At 69.1% G+C, this 21,576-nt stretch carries 20 protein-coding genes; 18 read left to right on the top strand and 2 right to left on the bottom strand.

Annotated elements, in window-relative coordinates:
• The first annotated feature begins 2 nt into the window (after window positions 1-2).
• The 6 genes from AB0395_RS39910 (at window position 3) to pssA (ending at window position 6,470) form a co-directional block, all read left to right on the top strand.
• Window positions 3-866 carry a hypothetical protein gene (locus tag AB0395_RS39910; RefSeq protein WP_366290791.1) on the top strand — a complete coding sequence of 288 codons (864 nt, stop codon included), beginning with the start codon at window positions 3-5 and terminating at the stop codon, window positions 864-866.
• A complete protein-coding gene (locus AB0395_RS39905; RefSeq protein WP_366290788.1) occupies window positions 866-2,515 on the top strand; it encodes a lipid II flippase MurJ in 1,650 nt (549 codons plus the stop codon). The genes AB0395_RS39910 and AB0395_RS39905 overlap by 1 nt, the downstream gene beginning before the upstream one ends.
• Entirely contained in the window at window positions 2,508-3,653 is a 1,146-nt protein-coding gene (locus tag AB0395_RS39900) for a glycosyltransferase family 4 protein (protein WP_366290786.1), read from the top strand. Before AB0395_RS39905 ends, AB0395_RS39900 begins: the two co-directional genes overlap by 8 nt.
• A 222-nt stretch (window positions 3,654-3,875) precedes the next feature.
• Window positions 3,876-4,871: a TerC family protein gene (locus AB0395_RS39895; protein WP_366290837.1), complete on the top strand. Its 996-nt coding sequence runs from the start codon at window positions 3,876-3,878 to the stop codon at window positions 4,869-4,871.
• Between the two features lie 128 nt (window positions 4,872-4,999).
• The gene (locus AB0395_RS39890; RefSeq protein ID WP_366290783.1) at window positions 5,000-5,647 is read left to right on the top strand and encodes a phosphatidylserine decarboxylase; all 648 of its coding nucleotides are present in this window, start codon (window positions 5,000-5,002) and stop codon (window positions 5,645-5,647) included.
• Window positions 5,634-6,470 (top strand): CDP-diacylglycerol--serine O-phosphatidyltransferase, encoded by an 837-nt coding sequence (gene pssA, locus AB0395_RS39885; protein WP_366290781.1) that lies wholly within the window; start codon window positions 5,634-5,636, stop codon window positions 6,468-6,470. Before AB0395_RS39890 ends, pssA begins: the two co-directional genes overlap by 14 nt.
• A gap of 85 nt (window positions 6,471-6,555) precedes the next feature.
• On the opposite strand, the gene AB0395_RS39880 is transcribed toward pssA, so the two are convergent.
• Window positions 6,556-7,197, bottom strand: coding sequence for an MBL fold metallo-hydrolase (locus AB0395_RS39880; RefSeq protein WP_366290778.1), 642 nt, complete (start codon window positions 7,195-7,197; stop codon window positions 6,556-6,558).
• The gene (locus AB0395_RS39875) at window positions 7,194-8,000 is read right to left on the bottom strand and encodes a maleylpyruvate isomerase family mycothiol-dependent enzyme (RefSeq protein ID WP_366290775.1); all 807 of its coding nucleotides are present in this window, start codon (window positions 7,998-8,000) and stop codon (window positions 7,194-7,196) included. Before AB0395_RS39875 ends, AB0395_RS39880 begins: the two co-directional genes overlap by 4 nt.
• Before the next feature lie 221 nt (window positions 8,001-8,221).
• Between AB0395_RS39875 and uvrA the strand changes: the two genes are divergently transcribed.
• From uvrA to AB0395_RS39815, 12 genes are all read left to right on the top strand, one after another.
• Window positions 8,222-11,062 (top strand): excinuclease ABC subunit UvrA, encoded by a 2,841-nt coding sequence (uvrA, locus tag AB0395_RS39870; RefSeq protein WP_366290773.1) that lies wholly within the window; start codon window positions 8,222-8,224, stop codon window positions 11,060-11,062.
• Between the two features lie 78 nt (window positions 11,063-11,140).
• Complete coding sequence (locus AB0395_RS39865) at window positions 11,141-11,566, top strand: Rieske (2Fe-2S) protein (protein ID WP_366290771.1); 426 nt, start codon at window positions 11,141-11,143, stop codon at window positions 11,564-11,566.
• 131 nt (window positions 11,567-11,697) lie between these two features.
• Window positions 11,698-12,150 (top strand): Rieske (2Fe-2S) protein, encoded by a 453-nt coding sequence (locus AB0395_RS39860; RefSeq protein WP_366290768.1) that lies wholly within the window; start codon window positions 11,698-11,700, stop codon window positions 12,148-12,150.
• A 209-nt stretch (window positions 12,151-12,359) separates the two neighbouring features.
• A complete protein-coding gene (gene uvrC, locus AB0395_RS39855; RefSeq protein WP_366290834.1) occupies window positions 12,360-14,375 on the top strand; it encodes an excinuclease ABC subunit UvrC in 2,016 nt (671 codons plus the stop codon).
• Window positions 14,372-15,244 (top strand): RNase adapter RapZ, encoded by an 873-nt coding sequence (gene rapZ, locus AB0395_RS39850; RefSeq protein ID WP_366290765.1) that lies wholly within the window; start codon window positions 14,372-14,374, stop codon window positions 15,242-15,244. The genes uvrC and rapZ overlap by 4 nt, the downstream gene beginning before the upstream one ends.
• Window positions 15,241-16,176 carry a uridine diphosphate-N-acetylglucosamine-binding protein YvcK gene (gene yvcK / locus AB0395_RS39845; protein ID WP_366290763.1) on the top strand — a complete coding sequence of 312 codons (936 nt, stop codon included), beginning with the start codon at window positions 15,241-15,243 and terminating at the stop codon, window positions 16,174-16,176. The genes rapZ and yvcK overlap by 4 nt, the downstream gene beginning before the upstream one ends.
• 91 nt (window positions 16,177-16,267) lie before the next feature.
• Window positions 16,268-17,248 carry a DNA-binding protein WhiA gene (whiA, locus tag AB0395_RS39840; RefSeq protein WP_012892507.1) on the top strand — a complete coding sequence of 327 codons (981 nt, stop codon included), beginning with the start codon at window positions 16,268-16,270 and terminating at the stop codon, window positions 17,246-17,248.
• A gap of 391 nt (window positions 17,249-17,639) precedes the next feature.
• Window positions 17,640-18,644 (top strand): type I glyceraldehyde-3-phosphate dehydrogenase, encoded by a 1,005-nt coding sequence (gap, locus tag AB0395_RS39835; protein ID WP_366290760.1) that lies wholly within the window; start codon window positions 17,640-17,642, stop codon window positions 18,642-18,644.
• Window positions 18,644-19,831 carry a phosphoglycerate kinase gene (locus tag AB0395_RS39830; protein WP_366290757.1) on the top strand — a complete coding sequence of 396 codons (1,188 nt, stop codon included), beginning with the start codon at window positions 18,644-18,646 and terminating at the stop codon, window positions 19,829-19,831. The genes gap and AB0395_RS39830 overlap by 1 nt, the downstream gene beginning before the upstream one ends.
• A 106-nt stretch (window positions 19,832-19,937) precedes the next feature.
• On the top strand, window positions 19,938-20,744 hold the full coding sequence (gene tpiA, locus AB0395_RS39825) for a triose-phosphate isomerase (RefSeq protein ID WP_366290754.1): 807 nt from the start codon (window positions 19,938-19,940) through the stop codon (window positions 20,742-20,744).
• Between the two features lie 130 nt (window positions 20,745-20,874).
• Window positions 20,875-21,105: a preprotein translocase subunit SecG gene (secG, locus tag AB0395_RS39820; RefSeq protein WP_366290751.1), complete on the top strand. Its 231-nt coding sequence runs from the start codon at window positions 20,875-20,877 to the stop codon at window positions 21,103-21,105.
• A gap of 80 nt (window positions 21,106-21,185) precedes the next feature.
• Window positions 21,186-21,533 (top strand): RNA polymerase-binding protein RbpA, encoded by a 348-nt coding sequence (locus AB0395_RS39815; protein ID WP_012892502.1) that lies wholly within the window; start codon window positions 21,186-21,188, stop codon window positions 21,531-21,533.
• Window positions 21,534-21,576 lie beyond the last annotated feature (43 nt).

Here is a 21,576-nt window from a genome sequence, read left to right as displayed (position 1 = left end):
CCATGGCTCGTCGCGCTCTTCTCGGAGCCCTGGCCGGCGCTGTTCTCGGCGCGGTGGCCGCCCGCGCAGCCTACGCCGCCTTCACCCGCAGACCACCGGTCGGCGACGTGGAGACCTGGTCCAGGACCAACCACAGGGGAGAGCCGATCACCCTGCTGGAGGGACCGGCCTTCGTCGCGGGCACCGCCGCGGCCGCGGCCGTGCTTCCCGGCCTGCCCGTCAGGACCCGTGCGGCCGTCCTGCTGGCCGTGGCCGGCAGCGGAGGCCTCGGGGCCTACGACGACCTGTACGGCGCGACGTCTTCGAAGGGCTTCAGGGGACATCTGAACGCCCTGGCGAAGGGTGAGGTCACCAGCGGCGCCGTGAAGATCCTCGGCATCGGCGTGACGGGCCTCACCGCCGCCGCCCTGACCTCGCGGGGTCCCGCGGACGTCGTGGTCGACGGTGCGCTCATCGCGGGCGCCGCCAACCTGGCCAACCTGTTCGACCTGCGTCCCGGCCGGGCCATCAAGGTCGGCCTGCTGGCGGGCACCCCCCTGCTCGCGGCTGGGCTGCGCCGCCGGGACCCGGTCTCCGCCGCCCTGACCGCGCTGCCCGTCGGCGCCGCAGTCGCGCTGCTGCCCGAGGACCTCGGTGAGCGGGCGATGCTGGGCGATGCGGGGGCGAACGCCCTGGGCGCGCTCATCGGCCTGGCGGCCACCCTCACCCTCGGCAGGCCGGGGCGCCTCGCCGTGCTCGGCACCGTGGTCGCGCTGACCGCCGCCTCAGAGCGGGTCAGCTTCACCAAGGTCATCGCCGCCAACCCGGTGCTCAACCGCATCGACATGCTCGGCCGCCGTCCCGTGGAGCAGGCACCTGCCGACTGATGATCAGGAAGATCGGGCAGGGGGTCGCCGGGGCGGCGCTCCTCATCGGGATCGTGACCGCTGCAGCCCGGATCGTAGGGTTCGGCCGCTATCTCGTCCAGTCTCAGACCGTCGGCAACCTCTGCCTGAGCACCGCGTACAACACCGCCAACTACGTCCCCAACATCGTCTTCGAGCTGGTCGCGGGGGGCGCACTCGCCGGCACCGTGGTGCCGGTCCTGGCCTCGGCCGCGTCAAGGTCCGGAACCGACCCCGATGCCAGGGCCGAGGTTGGCAGGACCACGTCGGCGCTGCTGACCTGGGTGCTGCTCGCCCTGGTCCCGCTGACACTGCTCATCGCCGCGTTCGCGAGGCCGATCGTCACCCTGCTGGTCGGTGACGTCGGCGACTGCGACGTGACGCGGGTCGTCGAGGTCGGCACGGACATGCTCGTCGTCTTCGCCCCTCGGATGATCTTTTTCGGGCTCGCCGTCATCCTGTACGGCGTGCTCCAGGCGCACCGGCGTTTCCTGGGCCCTGCCCTGGCGCCGCTGGTCTCCAGCCTGCTCATCGTCGCCTCCTATCTGGTTTTCAAGCCGATCGGCGGTGAGGCGGCGGACGACCTGTCGGCCCTCACCACGGCGGGACAGCTGACGCTCTCCCTCGGCGCGACGATTGCCGCCGCCGCGATGGTGCTCACGGTGATCGGCCCGGTCGCCCGGCTGCGGCTGCGGCTGCGGCCCTCGTTGTCCTTCCCGCCGGGGGTCGCCGTCCGTGCCAGGCGGCTCGCGACCGCGGGCATCGCCGTGCTCATCGCGCAGCAGATCGCGCTGACCGTGGTGGTCCGGCTGGCCAACGAGTTGGGCGGGGCGGGGGCGACGGGCATATACACCTATGCCTGGGCGCTGTACCAGCTTCCCTTCGCCGTGCTCGTGGTGCCGGTCGCCACCAGCTCGTTTCCGGTGCTGTCCACCCGAGCGAGCGACGGGGACCTGGCCGGGTTCGACCGTCTTACCTCCTCGACCACCCGGGTCATCCTGCTGGTGACCGGGCTCGCCGCCGGGGTGATGGCGGCCGTCGCCGTGCCTGTGTCCCGGGTGTTCGTCCAGGGCACGCCGGGAGGGAACCCCGCGGAGATGGCGAAGGCCGTCGCCCTGTTCGCGCCGGGCCTGGTGGGATACGCGTTGATGTTTCACCTGGCCCGCGTCCTGTACGCCTGCGGCCGGGGCAGGTCGGCCGCCGTCGCCTCCGTCACGGGATGGACCGTCGCATTGGTGGCCCAGATCCTGCTGGCCCGCACCGCGGGCGAGCAGGTGGACGTGGTCGGGCGGCTGGCACTGGGCAGCACCGTCGGTATGACAATCGGCGGGCTGCTGCTGGTGCTCGCCGTGCTGAGGGCCAGGGGAACGGCAGCGCTGCGCGGAACCTGGCGCGGCCTGCTCGCCGCGCTCATCGGCGGCGCGGCGGCCTGCGCGGCCGGCCTGGCCGTCGTCACGGTCTTCCAGGACGTGTCCAGGTGGATGTGCGTTCCGGTCGGGCTGGGAGCGGCGGTCGCGGGTTCGGCGGCGTTCGCGGCCGTGGCCGCGGTGATCGATAGACCGGATGCCCGGATGCTGCTGGCGCGGTTCGGACGGGTGTCCTCTTCGGAAGGGAGTCCTGCCGATGGCTGATCCGACGACGCCGACGACGACGCGGGTCGCGCTGGTCCTGGGAACCAGTGCGGGCGGTGTGGGACGGCATGTGGCGATGCTGGCCGGAGGTCTGGCCGGCCAGGGGCGCGGAGTGATCGTCGCGGGGCCGTCGAACACCGAGGAGGCTTTCGGGTTCGGGCGGCTCGGGGCCCGGTTCGTGCCCGTGTCGATCTCCGACAGGCCGCGCCCGCTGAACGATCTGCGGGCGGTGCTGGCGCTGCGGGCGCTGCGGGAGGCGCACGCCGTGCACGCTCACGGGCTGCGGGCCGGAGCGCTGGCCGCGCTGGCGCTGACGGGGACCCGCACCGGCCTGGTCGTGACCTTGCACAACGCCGCGACTGCGGGCGGGGCGATCGGCGCGATCCACGGCCTGCTCGAACGGATCGTCGCCCGCCGCGCGGACCGGGTTCTGGTGGTCTCGCCGGATCTGGGAGAGCGGATGACCCGGCTGGGCGCCCGGCACGTCGAGGCCGCCGTCGTTCCGGCCCCCGCCCTGTCCTCCTCCGGACGCGACGCGGGGGAGCTTGAGGCGGAGCTGGGCACGGGCGGGCGGCCCGTTCTCCTGACGGTCGCCAGGCTCGCCCAGCAGAAGGGGCTGGAGACCCTCCTGGACGTCGCGGCCGCCTTCGGCCCCGGTTCCGGCTCGGGAGAGGGGGATCCCTCACGGGAGCCGGTGTTCCTGATCGCGGGGGAGGGGCCACTACGCGGCCCGCTGCGGGAACGCGTCGACCGCGAGAACCTCCCCGTGCGGCTCCTCGGAAACCGGGACGACATCGGGGACCTGCTCGGGATCGCCAGGGCTCTGGTGGTACCCAGCCGGTGGGAGGGACAGCCGCTCGTCGTGCAGGAGGCCCTGCGGGCGGGCACGCCGGTGATCGCCACCGCGGTCGGTGGGATCCCGCCGATGGTGGGGGATGCCGGGCTGCTGGTGCCGTACGGGGACGTCGCCGCCATGCGTGACGCGGTGGGAAGGGTGCTCGTCGACGACCACCTCGCCGCGGCCTTGGGGGAGGCAGCCATACGGCGGGGCCGGGAGCTGCCCGACGCGGAGCAGGCGCTGGAGGCCGTGCTGGCCGTCTACGACGGCCTGCCGAAGGGGTCACGGAAAATGGGCTGAGCGAACGGGAACACCCCTCTGAGGCGGGCTGTTGAATTAGGCGCAGCCAAGCCCCACGTCTATACTGGCTTGGTTAGGGGGGGAGTATCCCTTCGTGACAGTCTCGTCATCACGGTGTTGCCTCACTCCACGAGGCCCCCGGGGCTGTCGGTTCGTGCTCGGTTGAGCGCGGGCGGGAGAGACCTCCGGCAGTCAGTCGTACGCGCCGCCGGAGGTTTTGTTGTGACTATTCCCGTATGGGCTTGGATCGCCGTCATTGGTGGTTTGCTGGTCGTTCTGGCCTTTGACCTCTGGATCGTCGATCGAGGTGAGCCGCGGGAGTTCTCCGCGCGGCAGGCCAGTTTCTGGGTCGGTTTCTATGTGACGCTCGCGGTGATCTTCGGTGTGGTGTTGTGGATCTTCGCCGGGGCGACTTCCGCGGGCCAGTTCTTCGCGGGCTATCTGACCGAATACAGCTTGAGCGTCGACAACCTTTTCGTCTTCTACGTCATCATGACCCGTTTCGCGGTGCCGAAGGTCCACCAGCACAAGGTGCTGCTGGTCGGCATCCTGATGGCCCTGGTCATGCGGGGCGGCTTCATCGCCCTCGGCGCCGCCGCGCTGTCGAGCTTCAGCTGGCTGTTCTACGTCTTCGGCCTGTTCCTCCTCTACACCGCGGTGCAGATGATCCGCCAGCACGGTCAGGACGACGAGGAGGAGGTCAAGGAGAACGCGGTCCTGCGCTGGGCCCGCAAGGTGCTGCCGCACACCGACGACTACGTGGGTTCCCGGGTCGTCGTCAAGATCGACGGCAGGCGCATGGTCACCCCGCTGCTCATCGTGATGCTCGCCATCGGCACCACGGACCTGCTGTTCGCGCTCGACTCGATTCCGGCCATCTTCGGCCTGACGACCGACGCCTTCATCGTCTTCACCGCCAACGCGTTCGCCCTGATGGGCCTGCGTCAGCTCTACTTCCTGCTGGGCGATCTGCTGCAGCGGCTGGCCTATCTCAGCTACGGGCTCGCGTTCATCCTCGCCTTCATCGGGGTTAAGCTGATTGCTGAGGCGCTGCATTCCAGTGGCGTGTCCTGGGCGCCCGAGGTGCCCATCTGGCTGTCGCTGTCGGTCATCGGCGTCACCATGGTGATCACTGTTGGGGCCAGCCTGATCAAGGCCCGTCGTGACGGACGTGAAGGCAAGCAAATCACCACCTCCGCGAGCGCCGAGCAGGGCTAGCGGATTGGCGCGGGACGCGCTTTGCTTGTCTCGTTACGCCGTATATGGGCTGAGAGATGGGTAGCATCCTGCCCCAGGGCGGGCAGACATACCGGTCTAATGCCGCAAGACATCACAAAAGGTTCCCTGTGTCCCACGATTCAGTAAGCCACCAGCCGGGCCGTGTACGGCTGGCACGTGGCGTCTCCCCGTGGTTGCTTCCGACCGTGGCCGCCGCCACCGTGACCTCGCTGCTCAGCCGCCGTGACCGGCGCTGGGCGTTGGCGGCGGCGCCGCTTACCGCGCTCGCCGGCGGCATGCTCTGGTTCTTCCGGGACCCCGAGCGCGCTCCGGGCCCGGCGAGGATCCTGTCGCCCGCGGACGGCGTGGTGCAGAGCATCGATCCGTGGCCGGACGGCCGCACTCGCGTGGCCATTTTCATGAGCCCGCTCGACGTGCATGTCAACCGTGCTCCCCTGACCGGTACGGTGACCTCGATTGAGCACGTCGCGGGAGGGTTCGTCCCCGCTTTCAACAAGGACAGCGACAAGAACGAGCGGGTGGTGTGGCACTTCGAGACTGAGCTCGGCGACATTGAGCTGGTCCAGATCGCCGGCGCGGTCGCGCGGCGCATCATCCCCTACCTGACCGTGGGCGCCAAGGTGACCAGGGCCGAGCGGATCGGGCTCATCCGGCTCGGTTCCCGAGTCGACGTCTACCTGCCTGAGGGGATCGAGCCCGCCGTTTCGGTCGGCCAGCGAACCGTCGCGGGGGTGACCGGTCTTGACCACGGCTGACGCCAGCTGGCCTCTGGACGAGACGGACGACGAGCCCCGGGGGCCGGTGGGCAAGGCGTTCCGGCTTTCCGCGGCCGACTCCCTCTCGCTCGGCAACGCGCTGTGCGGTTTCCTGTCCGTCTGCGTGCTCGCCTGGTCGGCGATCCGCGCGCTGCAGGAGCACAAGCCCTTCGCTGCAGATCCCCGCTTCTTCGGCACCGCCGTGGTGCTGCTGCTGATCGGCGCCACCTGCGACCTGTTCGATGGCCTGGTGGCACGTAAGTTCCGCGCCTCGGCCATGGGCGCGGAGCTGGACAACCTGGCTGATGTGATCAGCTTCGGCTTCGCCCCCGCCTTCATGGTGGTCATCTGGGCCGGGTTCAATCCGCAGATCCCGTTCCCGCTGGTGATGGTCGCCGCGGCGTCCGTGCTGCTGGCAGGCGTCATCCGGCTCGCCAGGTTCGCCTGTGTGAAGACCAAGAGCGGTGACTTCATGGGGTTGCCCATTCCGATGGGTGCCATGACCGTGGTCGCGCTCGTGCTGCTGTTCGCGCCGTCGGTCTGGACCGTGCTGCCGGTCTTCGGCGTTGCCTACCTCATGGTCAGCCGGATCGAATATCCCAAGCCCAAGGGCAACCTGGCCGCCGCCGTCCTGGCCTGGATGATGATCAACGTCGCCTGTCTGACCATCTGGGCCGCGGGCCTGGCGGGCGGGGACACGCTGATCAAGGTCGGTGCCATCATGCAGATCGCCATGGTCTCCGCCATCCCGCTGCGGGTGCTTATGTTCAAGCGGGAGAAGCGCAAGGAGCGTAAGGAAGCCGAGAGCCTCTCCTCCTGCTGACCTCCGGCAGGTCCTGGAGGGCATGGAACCGGGCCGTCGCCCGGGGATCGTGATCACGATCCCCGGGCGACGGCGTTCCCGGCGATCACCAGCCGCGCTCGCGCCACTCCGGAAGAGACGGACGCTCGGCGCCCAGCGTGGTGTCCCTGCCGTGCCCCGGATAGACCCAGGTCTCGTCGGGTAGCCGGCCGAAGATCCGTTCCGACACGTCCGTGAACAGCTGGGTGAACCGTTCCGGGTCCTTGTTGGTGTTGCCGACGCCGCCGGGGAAGAGCGAGTCGCCGGTGAACAGGTGACCGGCATGGTGCAGGGCGATCGAGCCGGGCGTGTGCCCGCGTAGGTGGATCACTTCCAGGGTGACCGCGCCAACGGTGATCCCGTCGCCGTGCTCGACCTTCAGGTCAACCGCCACCGGTAGCGCGGCTGCGTCGAGCGGGTGCGCCACGATCGTCGCGCCCGTCGCGCCCGCGACCTGCTCAAGGGCCTGCCAGTGGTCGCGGTGCTGGTGGGTGGTGACGATCTTGCTGATCGGCCGGTCACCGACGAGCGACAGCAGCCGCTCCGCCTCTGCGGCGGCGTCGATGAGCACGCCGTCGCCGGTCTGGTTGCACCGCACCAGGTAGGCGTTGTTGTCGAACGGGCCGACCGCCAGCTTGGAGATCGTCAGGGCGGGCAGCTCGCGCACGTCGGCCGGGCCGCCGACCTGCACGTCGCCGGTGTATGTCATGGATACTCCTCTGGCGGGTTCGCGGGAAGACCGGAGGGAGCGGACAACGCGGGCCACGGCGGCGGTGCGGGCAGGTGCCCCGTGCCCGCAGGCTGGTTGCCCGCGGCCCCCTCCGGCATCACCCTAAGCCCGGCCCCCGGTGAGCGGCCGGTCAACCAGCCCAGCAGGCTCCACGCGTCACCCTGCACCACCGGCCCCGAACCGAGCTCCCGCCAGACCTGGTGATGCTTCTCACCGTCCTTGACCTCCTCGACCACGATCTCGCTGACCGTTCCCGAGTCGCGCGGCCAGCACACCATCGCATCGTGCAGCTCTCTGCGGACGAAGGTCTCCGGCCAGTCGGCGGGCTCGTAGCCCGTTCCCAGGTCCGCGTGGTGCACCTCGACCTCGCGCAGGCGGCGCGCCAGCACGTACCAGGCGGGATGGATGGGTGGGCGCGTGCCGCTGACCGCCGCCGACCAGCGGGCGGAGGGCAGGGTGGCGATCGCCTCGGCCATCCGGGCCGCGCTGTTCTCCAGATCGGTCAGCTGCTCCTTCGCCGACCTGCCCGCTCCCGCCTCGATCTCCGCGTCGCGTTTGCCGGGGTCGGGGTACTGCGGGGTCTCCACGCCCGTCCTGGCCCAGGTAAGCAGGTTGACGAGGCTGTCGGCGTTGCGGGCGAGGTGGGTCAGGACGTGTCCCCTGCTCCAGCCGGGCAGCCGGGAGGCGGACGCGACGTCGGCGTCGGTCAGCTTGGCCGCGGTGGCGAGAAGGCGGTCGTTCGAGGCGGTCAGCTCGGCCTGGAGCGCGTCTGTGACATCCATCCTCACACTCCATCACCTGGGAAGGGCATCCGGCCAGGGCATAAACGGGGGTGTTCACATGGTTGAAACCACGAGCGGCCTGTAGGGCCCCTGGGAAGGCCGTAATCTGGTGAGGGCGGGGAAACCACCGGCCCCCAGACGTTGCTCCGAAAATTTGTCGGACCCCGTGGCTAGTCTTCCCGCGACCGCTTCTCAACCTTCACACCGACGTCGGGATCGCAGTGGCTGACCGCCTCATCGTGCGTGGCGCACGTGAACACAACCTCAAGGACGTCTCGCTCGACCTGCCGCGAGACTCTCTGATCGTCTTCACCGGACTGTCAGGCTCCGGCAAGTCGAGCCTGGCCTTCGACACCATCTTCGCCGAGGGGCAGCGCCGCTATGTCGAGTCGTTGTCGGCCTACGCCAGGCAGTTCCTCGGGCAGATGGACAAGCCGGACGTCGACTTCATCGAAGGGCTCTCGCCTGCGGTCTCGATCGACCAGAAGTCGACGAGCCGCAACCCGCGCTCGACCGTCGGCACGATCACCGAGGTCTACGACTACCTCAGGCTGTTGTGGGCGCGCATCGGAAAACCGCACTGCCCCCAGTGCGCCCGCCCGATCGCCAGGCAGAGCCCGGAGCAGATCGTCGACCGGGTGATGGAGCTTGAGGAGGGCACCCGGTTCCAGGTGCTCGCCCCGGTCGTCCGCGGACGCAAGGGAGAGTACGCCGAACTGTTCGGCCAGCTCCAGGCCAAGGGCTTCGCCCGGGCCCGCGTCGACGGCACGGTGGTCCGCCTCGACGAGCCACCGACGCTGAAGAAGCAGGAGAAGCACGACATCGAGGTGATCGTCGACCGGCTCGCGGTGAAGGAGGGCTCGCGCAGCCGCCTGACCGGCTCGGTCGAGACCGCCCTGCAACTGTCCGGCGGCACGATCACGCTGGAGTTCGTCGATCTTCCGGAGAACGACCCGAACCGGGAGCGCTTCTACTCCGAGCACCTCTACTGCCCCTACGACGACCTGTCGTTCGAGGAGCTGGAGCCCCGCTCGTTCTCCTTCAACTCGCCCTTCGGTGCCTGTCCCGAGTGCACGGGCCTCGGGGTGCGGATGGAGGTCGACCCCGAGCTCGTCGTGCCCGACCCGGAGAAGACCCTGGACGACGGCGCCATCTCCCCATGGGCGGGCGGGCACACCAGCGACTACTTCGTCCGCCTCATCGAGGCGCTCGGCCTGGCGACGGGGTTCAAGCTCGACACGCCGTGGGAGAAGCTCCCGAAGAAGGCCCAGAAGGCGCTGCTCTACGGTCACGACGAGCAGGTCCACGTCCGCTACAGCAACCGCTACGGCCGCCAGCGCTCTTACTACACCACCTTCGAGGGGGTCATCCCCTGGGTGCAGCGCCGTCATGCCGAGTCCGAGAGCGACGGCATGCGGGAGAAGTACGAAGGCTACATGCGGGAGATCCCCTGCCCGGCCTGCGGGGGGGCCAGGCTCAAGCCGGTCTCGCTGGCCGTCACGGTCGACGGCCGCTCGATCGCCGACGTCTCGGCGATGTCGATCGGTGACTGCGCCAGGTTCCTCGCCGGGCTCACCCTGTCCGACCGGGACATGCAGATCGCCGAGCGGGTGGTCAAAGAGATCAACGCCCGGATGGGCTTCCTGCTCGACGTCGGCCTCGACTACCTGACCATGGACCGCGCCTCGGGGACCCTCGCCGGTGGCGAGGCGCAGCGCATCCGCCTGGCCACCCAGATCGGTTCGGGGCTCGTCGGCGTGCTCTACGTGCTCGACGAGCCGTCCATCGGCCTGCACCAGCGCGACAACCAGCGGCTGCTGGAGACCCTGATCAGGCTGCGTGACATGGGCAACACGCTCATCGTGGTCGAGCATGACGAGGACACCATCGCCGCCGCCGATTGGGTGGTCGACATCGGTCCCGGCGCGGGCGAGCACGGCGGCCAGGTCGTGGTCTCCGGCACCGTGGACGAGCTGCTGGCCTGCGAGGAGTCGATGACCGGTGCCTATCTGTCGGGCCGCAGGAACATCGCCATTCCCGCTAACCGCCGCAAGCGTGACAGGAAGCGGCAGATCACCGTGAAGGGAGCGCGCGAGCACAACCTCAAGGGTGTCGACGTCGAGTTCCCCCTCGGGCTGTTCACCGCGGTCACCGGTGTCTCGGGGTCGGGCAAGTCCACGCTCGTCAACGACATCCTCTACAACGCCCTGGCCAAGGAGCTGAACGGCGCGCGCACCGTTCCCGGCCGCCATGCGCGGGTCAACGGCATGGACCTCGTCGACAAGGTCGTGCACGTGGACCAGTCGCCGATCGGCCGTACCCCGCGCTCGAACCCGGCAACCTACACCGGCGTCTTCGACAAGGTGCGCGACCTGTTCGCGCAGACCACCGAGGCCAAGGTCCGCGGATACCAGAAGGGCCGGTTCAGCTTCAACGTCAAGGGCGGTCGCTGTGAGGCCTGCTCCGGCGACGGCACCATCAAGATCGAGATGAACTTCCTGCCGGACGTGTACGTGCCGTGCGAGGTCTGTCACGGGGCGCGATACAACAGGGAGACCCTGGAGGTCCACTACAAGGGCAAGACGATCTCCGAGGTGCTCGACATGCCGATCGAGGAGGCGCTGGGCTTCTTCGACGCCATCCCGTCCATCAAGCGCTACCTCAAGACCCTCAATGACGTCGGCCTGGGCTACGTCCGCCTCGGCCAGCCCGCGACCACCCTGTCGGGCGGCGAGGCACAGCGCGTCAAGCTCGCCTCCGAGCTGCAGCGCCGCTCAACGGGCAGGACCATCTACGTGCTGGACGAGCCGACCACCGGCCTGCACTTCGAGGACATCAGGCGGCTGCTTGGCGTGCTGGGCAAGCTGGTGGACGGCGGCAACACGGTCATCGTCATCGAGCACAACCTCGACGTGATCAAGACCGCCGACTGGCTGATCGACATGGGGCCGGAGGGCGGCTCAAGGGGCGGCACCGTGCTGGCTACCGGTACGCCGGAGGAGGTCGCCCTGGTCGATGCCAGTCACACCGGGCGCTTCCTGCGCAAGATCCTGGGGAGCTGACATTCGGGGCGGGCACCCTCGTCAATACCCTTGACGAGGGTGCCCGCCTCCGGCGGGCGACGTTGCGGAAGGGCCGTAATGAGCATCAGTGACGACTTCGCCATGCCCACGCGCAGGCATGTGATCGGCGCCGCGGCCGTGATGGCGTGCGGAGCGGCGCTCACCGGATGCGCGGCGGGGGAGCCGGGACCTGCCATCGTGCCGCCGGGCGTCAAGGGGAAGGTCATCGCGCGGACCGCCGAGATCCCCGTGGGGGGCGGCAAGGTCATCGGCAAGTGGAAGATCGTCATCACCCAGCCTGCGGCAGGGGTGTTCAAGGCGTTCACCGCGACCTGCCCCCACAGGGGCTGTGCGGTCGGACGGATCGCGGACGGCGTCATCCACTGCCCCTGTCACGGCAGCGAGTTCGCCGCTGACTCCGGCAGGTGCCTCAAGGGGCCGGCCGAGGCCCCGCTGGCCGAGTACGCCCTGAAAGTCGACGGCGACGGTATCGTCATGCTCTGAGCCACGCATCGTGATGTGATGGAAATCTTCCGCGTGCGTAATTCTTCACAGTCCCCTAACGCCGAGTACGTCATGCTGAACCGGCGCCGGTACGCCGGCTGTGGCTGAAAAAGGACACTGGAGGGGTGACCATGACAGAGACGACACGTCGCGCGGTGGTGCTGGGCGCGGGGGGCGTGGGAGTGGCGGCTTTGCTGACCGCGTGCGGCGGCTACGGTGAGCCGACCACGGCGGGCACGTCCTCGTCGGCCCCGTCCGCTCCCGGGGCGGATGCGGGTACGGACGCGGGCTCAGGGGCAGGTACTCTGGCCAAGACCGCCGACATCCCCGAGGGGGGCGGCAAGATCTTCAAGGCGGAGAAGATCGTGGTGACCCAGCCGAAGGCCGGGGAGTTCAAGGCGTTCTCCTCCGTCTGCACGCATCAGGGATGCGACGTGGCGAGCATCTCCGGCGGAACGATCAACTGCCCCTGTCACGGGAGCAAGTTCAACATCACGGACGGCTCCGTCGCCAACGGCCCGGCCAACAAGCCCCTCCCCGAGAAGACGATCAAGGTCGAGGGCGACTCCATCACGCTCGGCTGAGCACCGCCTGCACCGGGGGCACGGCGTCGGCGGTCCGGCACGGACGGCCCGCGGAGCGCTCCCCGGCTCCGCGAGCCAGGCCGGCCGGGGTTGACTGACGGGCTCCTCCGGTTCCCGGGCGTGAGGCCCGATACCGGGCCGGACAAGGGGCCTCGGGGGAAGGGATCCTGTCGGTGAAGGCCGATAGGCTTTCGAATGTGGCGAGATCTATGGGTGGTCCGGCGAGTTTCCGGCCTAAGCCGGGGTCGATTCCCGAGTCCCCCGGTGTCTACAGGTTCAGGGATGCCGGGGGCAGGGTCATCTACGTGGGCAAGGCCAAGAGCCTGCGCCAGCGACTGAACTCCTACTTCGCGGACTTCGCCGGGCTGCATCCACGCACCCAGACCATGCTCACGACCGCCGCGGACGTCGACTGGACGGTCGTCGGCACCGAGGTCGAGGCACTTCAGCTCGAATACTCCTGGATCAAGGAGTACGACCCCCGGTTCAACGTCAAATACCGCGACGACAAGTCCTATCCCTACCTTGCGGTCACCATGGGGGAGGAGTTCCCCAGGGTCCAGGTGCTGCGCGGGGCAAAGCGCAAGGGCACCCGCTACTTCGGTCCCTACTCACATGCCTGGGCGATCAGGGAGACGGTCGACCTCCTGCTGCGGGTGTTCCCGATCAGGAGCTGCTCGGCCGGAGTTTTCCGGCGTGCCGCCCAGATCGACCGGCCCTGCCTGCTGGGCTACATCGACAAGTGCTCTGCGCCCTGTGTCAGCCGGATCACCGCCGAGGAGCACCGGGCGCTGGCGGACGACTTCTGCGACTTCATGGCGGGCAACACGGGCCGGTTCACCAAGCGCCTCGAGCGCGAGATGCGCCAGGCCGCCGCCGAGCAGGAGTACGAACGGGCGGCCAGGCTGCGCGACGACGTCCAGGCGCTGCAGCGGGCGATGGAGAAGCAAGCGGTGGTGCTGGCGGACAACACCGATTGTGACGTGGTCGCGCTGGTCGAGGATCCGCTTGAGGCGGCGGTTCAGGTCTTCTACGTGCGGGCCGGGCGCATCAAGGGCCAGCGCGGGTGGGTGGTCGACAAGGTCGAGGACGCCGGGCCCGGCGAGCTGGTCGAGCAGTTCCTGCTGCAGATGTACGGCGAGGCGACCCCGGAGGCGCTGCCCAGGGAGGTGCTGGTGCCCGCCCTGCCGCCCGACGCCGAGGCGGTCGCCGAGTTGCTCAGCGAGCACCGCAGGGCCAGGGTCGAGATCCGTGTGCCGCAGCGCGGTGACAAGAAGGCGCTGATGGAGACCGTGGAGCGCAACGCCAGGGAGGCCCTCAACCAGCACAAGCTCAAGCGGGCCAGCGACCTGACCGCGCGGAGCAAGGCGCTGCAGGAGGTCGCCGACGCGCTCGGGCTGGACCAGGCGCCGCTACGGATCGAGTGCTACGACGTCTCCCACACGCAGGGCACCAACGTGGTCGCCTCCATGGTGGTGTTCGAGGACGGCCTGGCCCGCAAGAGCGAGTACCGCAGGTTCTCCGTCAACTCCACGGAGGGCGACGTCGCCTCGATATACGAGGTGATCTCGCGCCGCTTCAAACGTTACCTGGAGGAGCGCTCGGCCACCGGGGAGCTCGACACCGAGGTGGGGCCGGGCCCGGGAGGCGGGGCGGCGGAACTCGGCGCGGGCATCGGGATGACGGGCTTCGGGGCGGCGGTGGACGCCGGTGCCAGGACGATCACGGACACGGACGCCGAGCCGGGCATCGATCCGGAGACCGGCAGGCCCCGTAAGTTCGCATACCCACCCAACCTGGTCGTGGTGGACGGTGGCCCCGCGCAGGCGGCCGCCGCCCAGCGGGCGCTGGACGAGCTGGGCGTTGACGATGTGGCGGTCTGCGGCCTCGCCAAGAGGCTGGAGGAGGTCTGGCTCCCCGGAGAGGACCTGCCCGCGATCCTGCCCCGGTCGAGCGAGGCTCTTTACCTCCTCCAGCGTGTGCGTGACGAGGCCCATCGGTTCGCCATCACCTACCATCGGTCGAAGCGGTCGAAGAGCGTCAAGGAAAGCGCCCTGGACGAGGTTCCCGGGCTCGGCCCGGCCCGCAGGCAGGCCCTGATCAAACATTTCGGATCCGTGAAGCGGCTGCGGGAGGCGACCGCTGCCCAGATCTGCGAGGTTCCCGGGATCGGCCCCGCTACGGCCGAGACGATTGTGTCGGCGTTGAAGGGGGAGAACCCATGAACGAAAGAGAACCCGCGTTCGTCATCGTCACCGGCATGTCGGGGGCGGGACGGAGCACCGCGGCCAAGGCCCTAGAGGATCTGGGCTGGTTCGTCATCGACAACCTGCCTCCAGGCCTGCTGTTCGCCATGGCGGAGGAGGCCGGACGGGTCAAGCTGGCCGCCGACAAGGTGGCGGCGGTGGTCGACGTGCGCAGCCTGGCCTTCACCACCGACCTCAATGCCGCGATCGAGGAGCTGGACGGGCGCGGCGTCGCGGTGCGCGTGGTGTTCCTCGAGGCCAGCGACGAGGAGCTGGTCCGCAGGTTCGAGAACGTCCGCCGCCCGCATCCGCTGCAGGGAGACGGCAGGCTGGTCGACGGGATCGCCAGGGAGCGCGGCATCCTGCGTGAGGTCCGTGCCAACGCCGACCTGGTCATCGACACCTCCAACCTCAACGTCCACGAGCTCCGAGGCAAGATCGTCGCCTTCTTCGGCGGTGAGGACCGGCCCGGGCTGCGAGTCAACGTGGTCTCCTTCGGCTACAAGTACGGCCTGCCCGTCGATGCCGACCTGGTCGTCGATTGCCGCTTCCTGCCCAACCCCCACTGGGTTCCCGAGCTCCGCCCGATGAACGGCCTCGACGCCCCCGTGCGCGACTACGTCCTCAACCAGGCGGGTGCGAAGGAGCTCCTCGACGCCTACGACGAGGTGGTCGGCATCATCGCGGCCGGTTACACCCGCGAGGGCAAGGGCTACGCCACGCTCGCCGTCGGCTGCACCGGCGGCAAGCATCGCAGCGTCGCCATGGCCGAGCAGATCGGCGGCCGATTGCGAGATCGGGGAGGCATGGAGGTGCAGGTGAGCCACAGGGATGTGGGCCGGGAGTGAGCGAGGATCTCAAAGTCGTCGCACTGGGCGGCGGACACGGACTGTACGCCTCACTCTCCGCGTTGCGCAGGGTCACCTCCGAGCTGACGGCCGTGGTCACCGTGGCCGACGACGGCGGATCGAGCGGGCGGCTCCGCCGTGAGCTCGGTGTGCTGCCTCCCGGCGACCTGCGGATGGCTCTGGCCGCGCTGTGCGGTGACGACGAGTGGGGGCGGACCTGGAGCGAGGTCGTCCAGCACCGGTTCCGCAGCGAGGGTGACCTGCACGGGCACGCGGTCGGAAACCTCCTGATCGTCGCCCTGTGGGAGCGTCTCGGTGACACGGTCGCCGGGCTCGACTGGGTCGGGCGCCTGCTCGGCGCGCACGGGCGGGTCCTGCCGATGTCCTCGGTGCCGCTCGACATCGCCGCCGAGGTCGAGATGGAAGGGCAGGTGAGCACCGTGTACGGCCAGGTGGCCTGCGCGCTCACTCCCGGCAGGGTCCGCGCCATCTCGTTGCTGCCCGAGGACCCGCCCGCCTGCCCCGAGGCGGTCCAGGCGGTGCTCGAGGCCGACTGGGTGGTGTTCGGGCCCGGCTCGTGGTTCACCAGCGTGCTGCCCCACCTCAAGGTGCCCGAGCTGGCCGACGCCCTGCACCGCACCGGGGCGCGCCGCCTGGTCGCGCTCAATCTGGCCCCGCAGCCGGGGGAGACCGATGGTTTCTCACCGCAGAAGCACCTGGAGGTGCTGCGGCAGCACGCCCCCTCCCTGGAGATCGACGTGGTGCTCGCCGACACCGGCGTGGCCGAGGACGGGGAGGAGCTGGAGAAGGCCGCGGCCGAGCTGGGCGGCCGGCTCGTTCTGGCCTCGGTGGCCGACGAGGACGGCTCGCCGCGGCATGATGCGCAACGTCTTGCCTCCGTCCTGGACGAGATTTTCCGTGAGAAGCGTTGATCCTGGTCAGCGGTGCTCAGGAGTGCGAGAAACTTCTGTGAGCCTGGTTTCTCGGGCCGCATGAGGTCTGTATGGGGGAGGACGAACGCGCATGGCGATGACGGGTGTGGTGAAGGACGAGCTGAGCCGCTTGCCGGTCCTGAAGCCTTGCTGCCGTAAGGCCGAGGTGTCGACGCTGCTGCGGTTCGCGAGCGGGCTGCACCTGGTGGGCGGGCGGATCGTGATCGAGGCGGAGCTGGACACCAATGTCACCGCCAGAAGGCTCATCAAGGACATCGGCGAGGTGTTCGGACATAAGGCGGAGGTGCTCGTCCTGGCTCCCGCGGGGCTGCGCAAGGGCTCACGCTACGTGGTCAGGGTCTACCGCGACGGGGAGGCGCTGGCTCGCCAGACCGGGCTGATCGACAATCACGGCCGTCCGGTCCGCGGCCTGCCGCGTCAGGTGGTCGCGGGGGCGACCTGCGACGCCGAGGCCGCCTGGCGGGGCGCATTCCTGGCGCACGGCTCGCTCACCGAGCCTGGCCGTTCCATGTCGCTGGAGGTCACCTGCCCCGGCCCGGAGGCGGCGCTCGCCCTGGTCGGCTCGGCGAGACGGCTGAAGATCCATGCCAAGGCCCGTGAGGTGCGGGGGGTCGACCGCGTCGTGGTCCGCGACGGTGACGCGATCAGCGCGCTGCTGACCCGGCTCGGCGCCCACGACAGCGTGCTGGCCTGGGAGGAGCGGCGGATGCGCCGCGAGGTGCGGGCGACGGCCAACCGGCTGGCCAACTTCGATGACGCCAACCTGCGGCGCTCCGCCCGTGCCGCGGTCGCGGCGGGGGCCAGGGTGCAGCGGGCCCTGGAGATTCTCGGCGAGGAGGCCCCCGAGCATCTGGTGATCGCGGGCCGTCTGCGGGTCGAGCACAAGCAGGCGTCCCTGGAGGAGCTCGGCCAGCTCGCCGACCCGCCGCTGACCAAGGACGCCATCGCGGGACGCATCCGCCGCCTGCTCGCGATGGCCGACAAGCGTGCCCAGGACATCGGCATCCCCAACACCGAGGCGAACCTCACGGTGGACATGCTGGCGCCGTAACCGGCGCCCGCGGCTGTTCCTTCCGCTCGGCCGCGCCTCACGCAGATGCCCGGGACCCGCCCGTGTCCCGGGATTCGCGCGCGCCCGGGTTCACGCGCGCCCGAGGCTCGTGCACGGCCGTCCAGCGCGGGCGCGTGCCCCGGGCGGTCTCCGCGTCCGCGAATTTGAACGTGTCATAGCAGGTCATCATGGTGTTACGCATATTTACAGTGACAAGCCGGGCACTTCGCTTGAATGGTGCGATACCTACACATGGGATGAAGGAGAACAGACCTGACCCCGCAAGTGGTCTAAACCAATTTGGGTCCGATAAGGTTCGTGGTTGAGGTTTCAGCCCGCCCTAGTCGCCGGTCCGGTGGACCGGCGCACGACGTACGAGGAGATCGGCACCGTGAGCATCCGCGTAGGCGTCAACGGATTCGGCCGCATCGGCCGCAACTTCTGGCGTGCGGTCGCTGCCAGCGGCAAGGACATCGAGATCGTTGCGGTCAACGACCTGACCGACAACGCCACGCTCGCCCACCTGCTCAAGTACGACAGCATCCTCGGCCGCCTGCCGTACGAGGTGAAGAGCACCGCCGACGAGATCATCGTGGACGGCAAGGCGATCAAGGCCTTCGCCGAGCGCGACCCCGCCAAGCTTCCCTGGGGCGACCTGGGGGTGGACGTCGTGGTCGAGTCGACGGGCTTCTTCACCGACGCCAACAAGGCCAGGGTGCACGCCGAGAACGGCGCGAAGAAGGTCATCATCTCGGCTCCGGCCAAGAACGAGGACGTCACCATCGTGATGGGCGTCAACCACGACAAGTACGACCCGGCCAACCACACGATCATCTCCAACGCGTCGTGCACCACCAACTGTCTGGCTCCCATGGCCAAGGTCATCAACGACACCTTCGGCATCGAGAAGGGCCTGATGACCACGATCCACGCCTACACGCAGGACCAGAACCTGCAGGACGGCCCGCACAGCGACCTGCGCCGTGCCCGCGCCGCCGCGCTGAACATCGTGCCGACCTCGACCGGCGCGGCCAAGGCCATCGGCCTGGTGCTGCCCGAGCTGAAGGGCAAGCTCGACGGCTTCGCGCTGCGCGTGCCGATCCCCACCGGCTCGGCCACCGACCTGACCGTCGACGTCAGCCGTGAGACCACCGTCGAGGAGGTCAACGCCGCCCTCAAGGCCGCCGCCGACGGCGCGCTCAAGGGCTACCTGACCTACACCGAGGACCCGATCGTCTCCTCCGACATCGTCACCGACCCGTCCTCCTGCATCTTCGACGCGGGTCTGACCAAGGTGATCGGCAACCAGGTCAAGGTCGTCGGCTGGTACGACAACGAGTGGGGTTACTCCAACCGTCTCGTCGACCTCATCGAGCTGGTCGGCGCCGACCTCTGATGAAGGATCTGTCTGAGTTCGACGTGAAGGGTCGGCGCGTCCTGGTGCGCGTCGACCTCAACGTCCCCCTCGACGGGGACGTCATCACCGATGACGGCCGCATCCGGGCCTCGGTTCCGACGATCAAGGAGCTCGCCGGCAAGGGCGCGCGCGTGATCGCCTGTGCCCATCTGGGGCGTCCGAAGGGTGAACCCAACCCGAAGTACTCTCTGGCGCCCGTCGCCAGGCGTCTTAGCGAGCTGCTGGGCGCCGATGTCGCCTTCGCGGCCGATGTGGTCGGGCAGTCGGCGCAGGTCACCGTGGAGGGCCTTCAGGACGGCCAGGTGGCCCTGCTGGAGAACCTGCGCTTCGAGCCCGGCGAGGAGTCCAAGGACGACGCGGTGCGCGCCGCCTTCGCCGAGAAGCTGGCCGCCTTCGGTGAGCTCTACGTCGGCGACGGCTTCGGCGCGGTCCACCGCAAGCACGCCAGCGTCTACGACGTGCCGCTGCTCCTGCCGCACGCGGCGGGCAAGCTCGTCCTGGCCGAGGTCGAGGTCCTCAAGAAGCTGACCGAGAACCCCGCGAGGCCGTACGCCGTGGTGCTCGGCGGCGCCAAGGTCTCCGACAAGCTCGGCGTCATCGGCAATCTGCTCACCAAGGTGGACCGGCTGCTCATCGGCGGCGGCATGGCCTACACCTTCCTGGCCGCCCAGGGCCACGAGGTCGGTCAGTCGCTGCTGCAGCGCGACCAGCTCGACCAGGTGCGCGACTTCCTGAACGAGGCGATCAAGCGCGGCGTTGAGATCGTCCTGCCGGTCGACGTGCTGGCCGCAACGCACTTCGCCGAGGACGCAGACCACGAGGTCGTCGACGCCACCGCGATCCCGGCCGACCGGCAGGGCCTGGACATCGGTCCGCGCAGTCGCGAGCTGTTCGCCACGAAGCTCGCCGCCGCCAGGACGGTGTTCTGGAACGGCCCGATGGGGGTCTTCGAGTTCGAGGCGTTCTCCGAGGGAACCCGCGCGGTCGCCGAGGCGTTGATCCGGTCGGAGGCCTTCACGGTTGTCGGGGGCGGTGACTCCGCCGCCGCCGTACGACAGCTCGGCCTCCCCGAGGACGGGTTCTCGCACATCTCGACCGGTGGCGGCGCCAGCCTCGAATACCTGGAGGGCAAGACCCTGCCCGGCCTCGTCGCCCTGGAGGCATAGGAGTGGAGCGACGCAGTGAGCGCCGCATCACCCGTGCGTGCTCCCGGCGCGGGGAGCCGTGGGTGATGGGTGAGGGAAACGACGGACATGACGGATACGAAGGCGGATGGGAAGCGGTGAGCGACAGGTGAGCACGGTGCGCAAACCACTCATGGCCGGCAACTGGAAGATGAACCTCAACCACCTTGAGGCCATCGCCGCCACCCAGAAGCTGGCGTTCGCCCTCAATGACAAGGACTTCGACAAGGTCGACGTCGCCGTCCTGCCGCCGTTCACGGATCTGCGCAGCGTGCAGACCCTGGTCGATGGCGACAAGCTGCGGATCCTGTACGGCGGGCAGGACCTCTCCCAGCACGACGCGGGAGCGTACACCGGGGAGATCTCCGGGGCGATGCTCGCCAAGCTCGGGTGCACCTTCGTCGTGATCGGGCACTCGGAGCGGCGGCAGTATCACCACGAGGACGACGATCTGGTCAACGCCAAGGTGAAGGCGGCCTACCGCCACTCGCTCACGCCGATCCTGTGCGTGGGGGAGGGGCTGGCGGTCCGTCAGGCGGGAGGCCAGGTGGCCCACAGCGTCTCGCAGCTCGACGGGGCGCTCAGGAAGGTCTCCGCGGAGCAGGCCAGGTCGATCGTGCTGGCCTACGAACCGGTCTGGGCGATCGGCACCGGCGAGGTGGCCACTCCGGCCGACGCGCAGGAGGTCTGCTCGGCGCTGCGTTCCCGACTCGCCGAGCTGTATGACGGCGAGGTGGCCGCGGCTGTCCGTATCCTTTACGGAGGCTCGGTCAAATCTGACAACATCGCCGGCATCATGGCTCAGCCCGACGTGGACGGAGCCCTGGTCGGAGGTGCGAGCCTCGACCCGGGAGAGTTCGCCAAGATCTGCCGCTTTGGCGAAATGTCTGGCTGACTGGGCCGTTCGGAGGGTACGACTTGACAGCAGGTCGTACCCTCTTAGAGCAAGTTTGAATCGTCACGCCACAGGCGTCATACAAGGGACGCACCCGGACGCGGGTCGCGGACACAGGGACAGGTCAACGGTGACAATCGGAATCTCTATCGCCCTCATTCTGGCGAGCATGCTGATGGTGCTGCTTGTTCTGCTTCACAAGGGCAAGGGCGGCGGTCTGTCGGATCTGTTCGGCGGCGGCTTCTCGTCGTCGTTCGGCGGCTCCTCCGTGGTTGAGCGCAACCTTGACCGGCTCACCATCATCACCGGTGTGGTCTGGTTCGTGTGCATCATCGCGCTGGGCCTCATCCTTAAGCCCTGACCCGGCCAAGGCAAGCGTGACAGTGGTTCAGCCCCCCGCATCCAACCAAGCGGAGGGGCCATCGAGCGAGGAGTTCATCCGTGGGTAGTGGCAACGCGATCCGTGGCAGCCGTGTCGGCGCCGGCCCGATGGGGGAGGCGGAGCGTGGCGAGGCGGCTCCCCGTGTGAGGGTTCCGTTCTGGTGCGCGAACATGCATGAGACGCGCCCCAGCTTCGCCAGCGACGCCGCCGTGCCGGAGTTCTGGGACTGCCCCCGCTGCGGCCTGCCGGCGGGTCAGGACGAGGCTAATCCGCCCGCGCCGCCGCGCAACGAGCCTTATAAGACGCACCTGGCCTACGTGAAGGAGCGTCGCAGCGACAAGGACGGTGCCCAGATCCTGGCCGAAGCCCTGGAGCGGTTGCGCTCCTCCTCGCGACCCATTTACTAGTACGGCACGCCGAAGGGCCCCCGTGGAAACGTCCACGGGGGCC

This window comes from Streptosporangium sp. NPDC051023, from assembly GCF_040689595.1.
GTDB lineage: Bacteria > Actinomycetota > Actinomycetes > Streptosporangiales > Streptosporangiaceae > Streptosporangium.
Note: the sequence above shows the minus strand (reverse complement) of the source record. Positions and strands in the feature narration are given on the sequence as shown.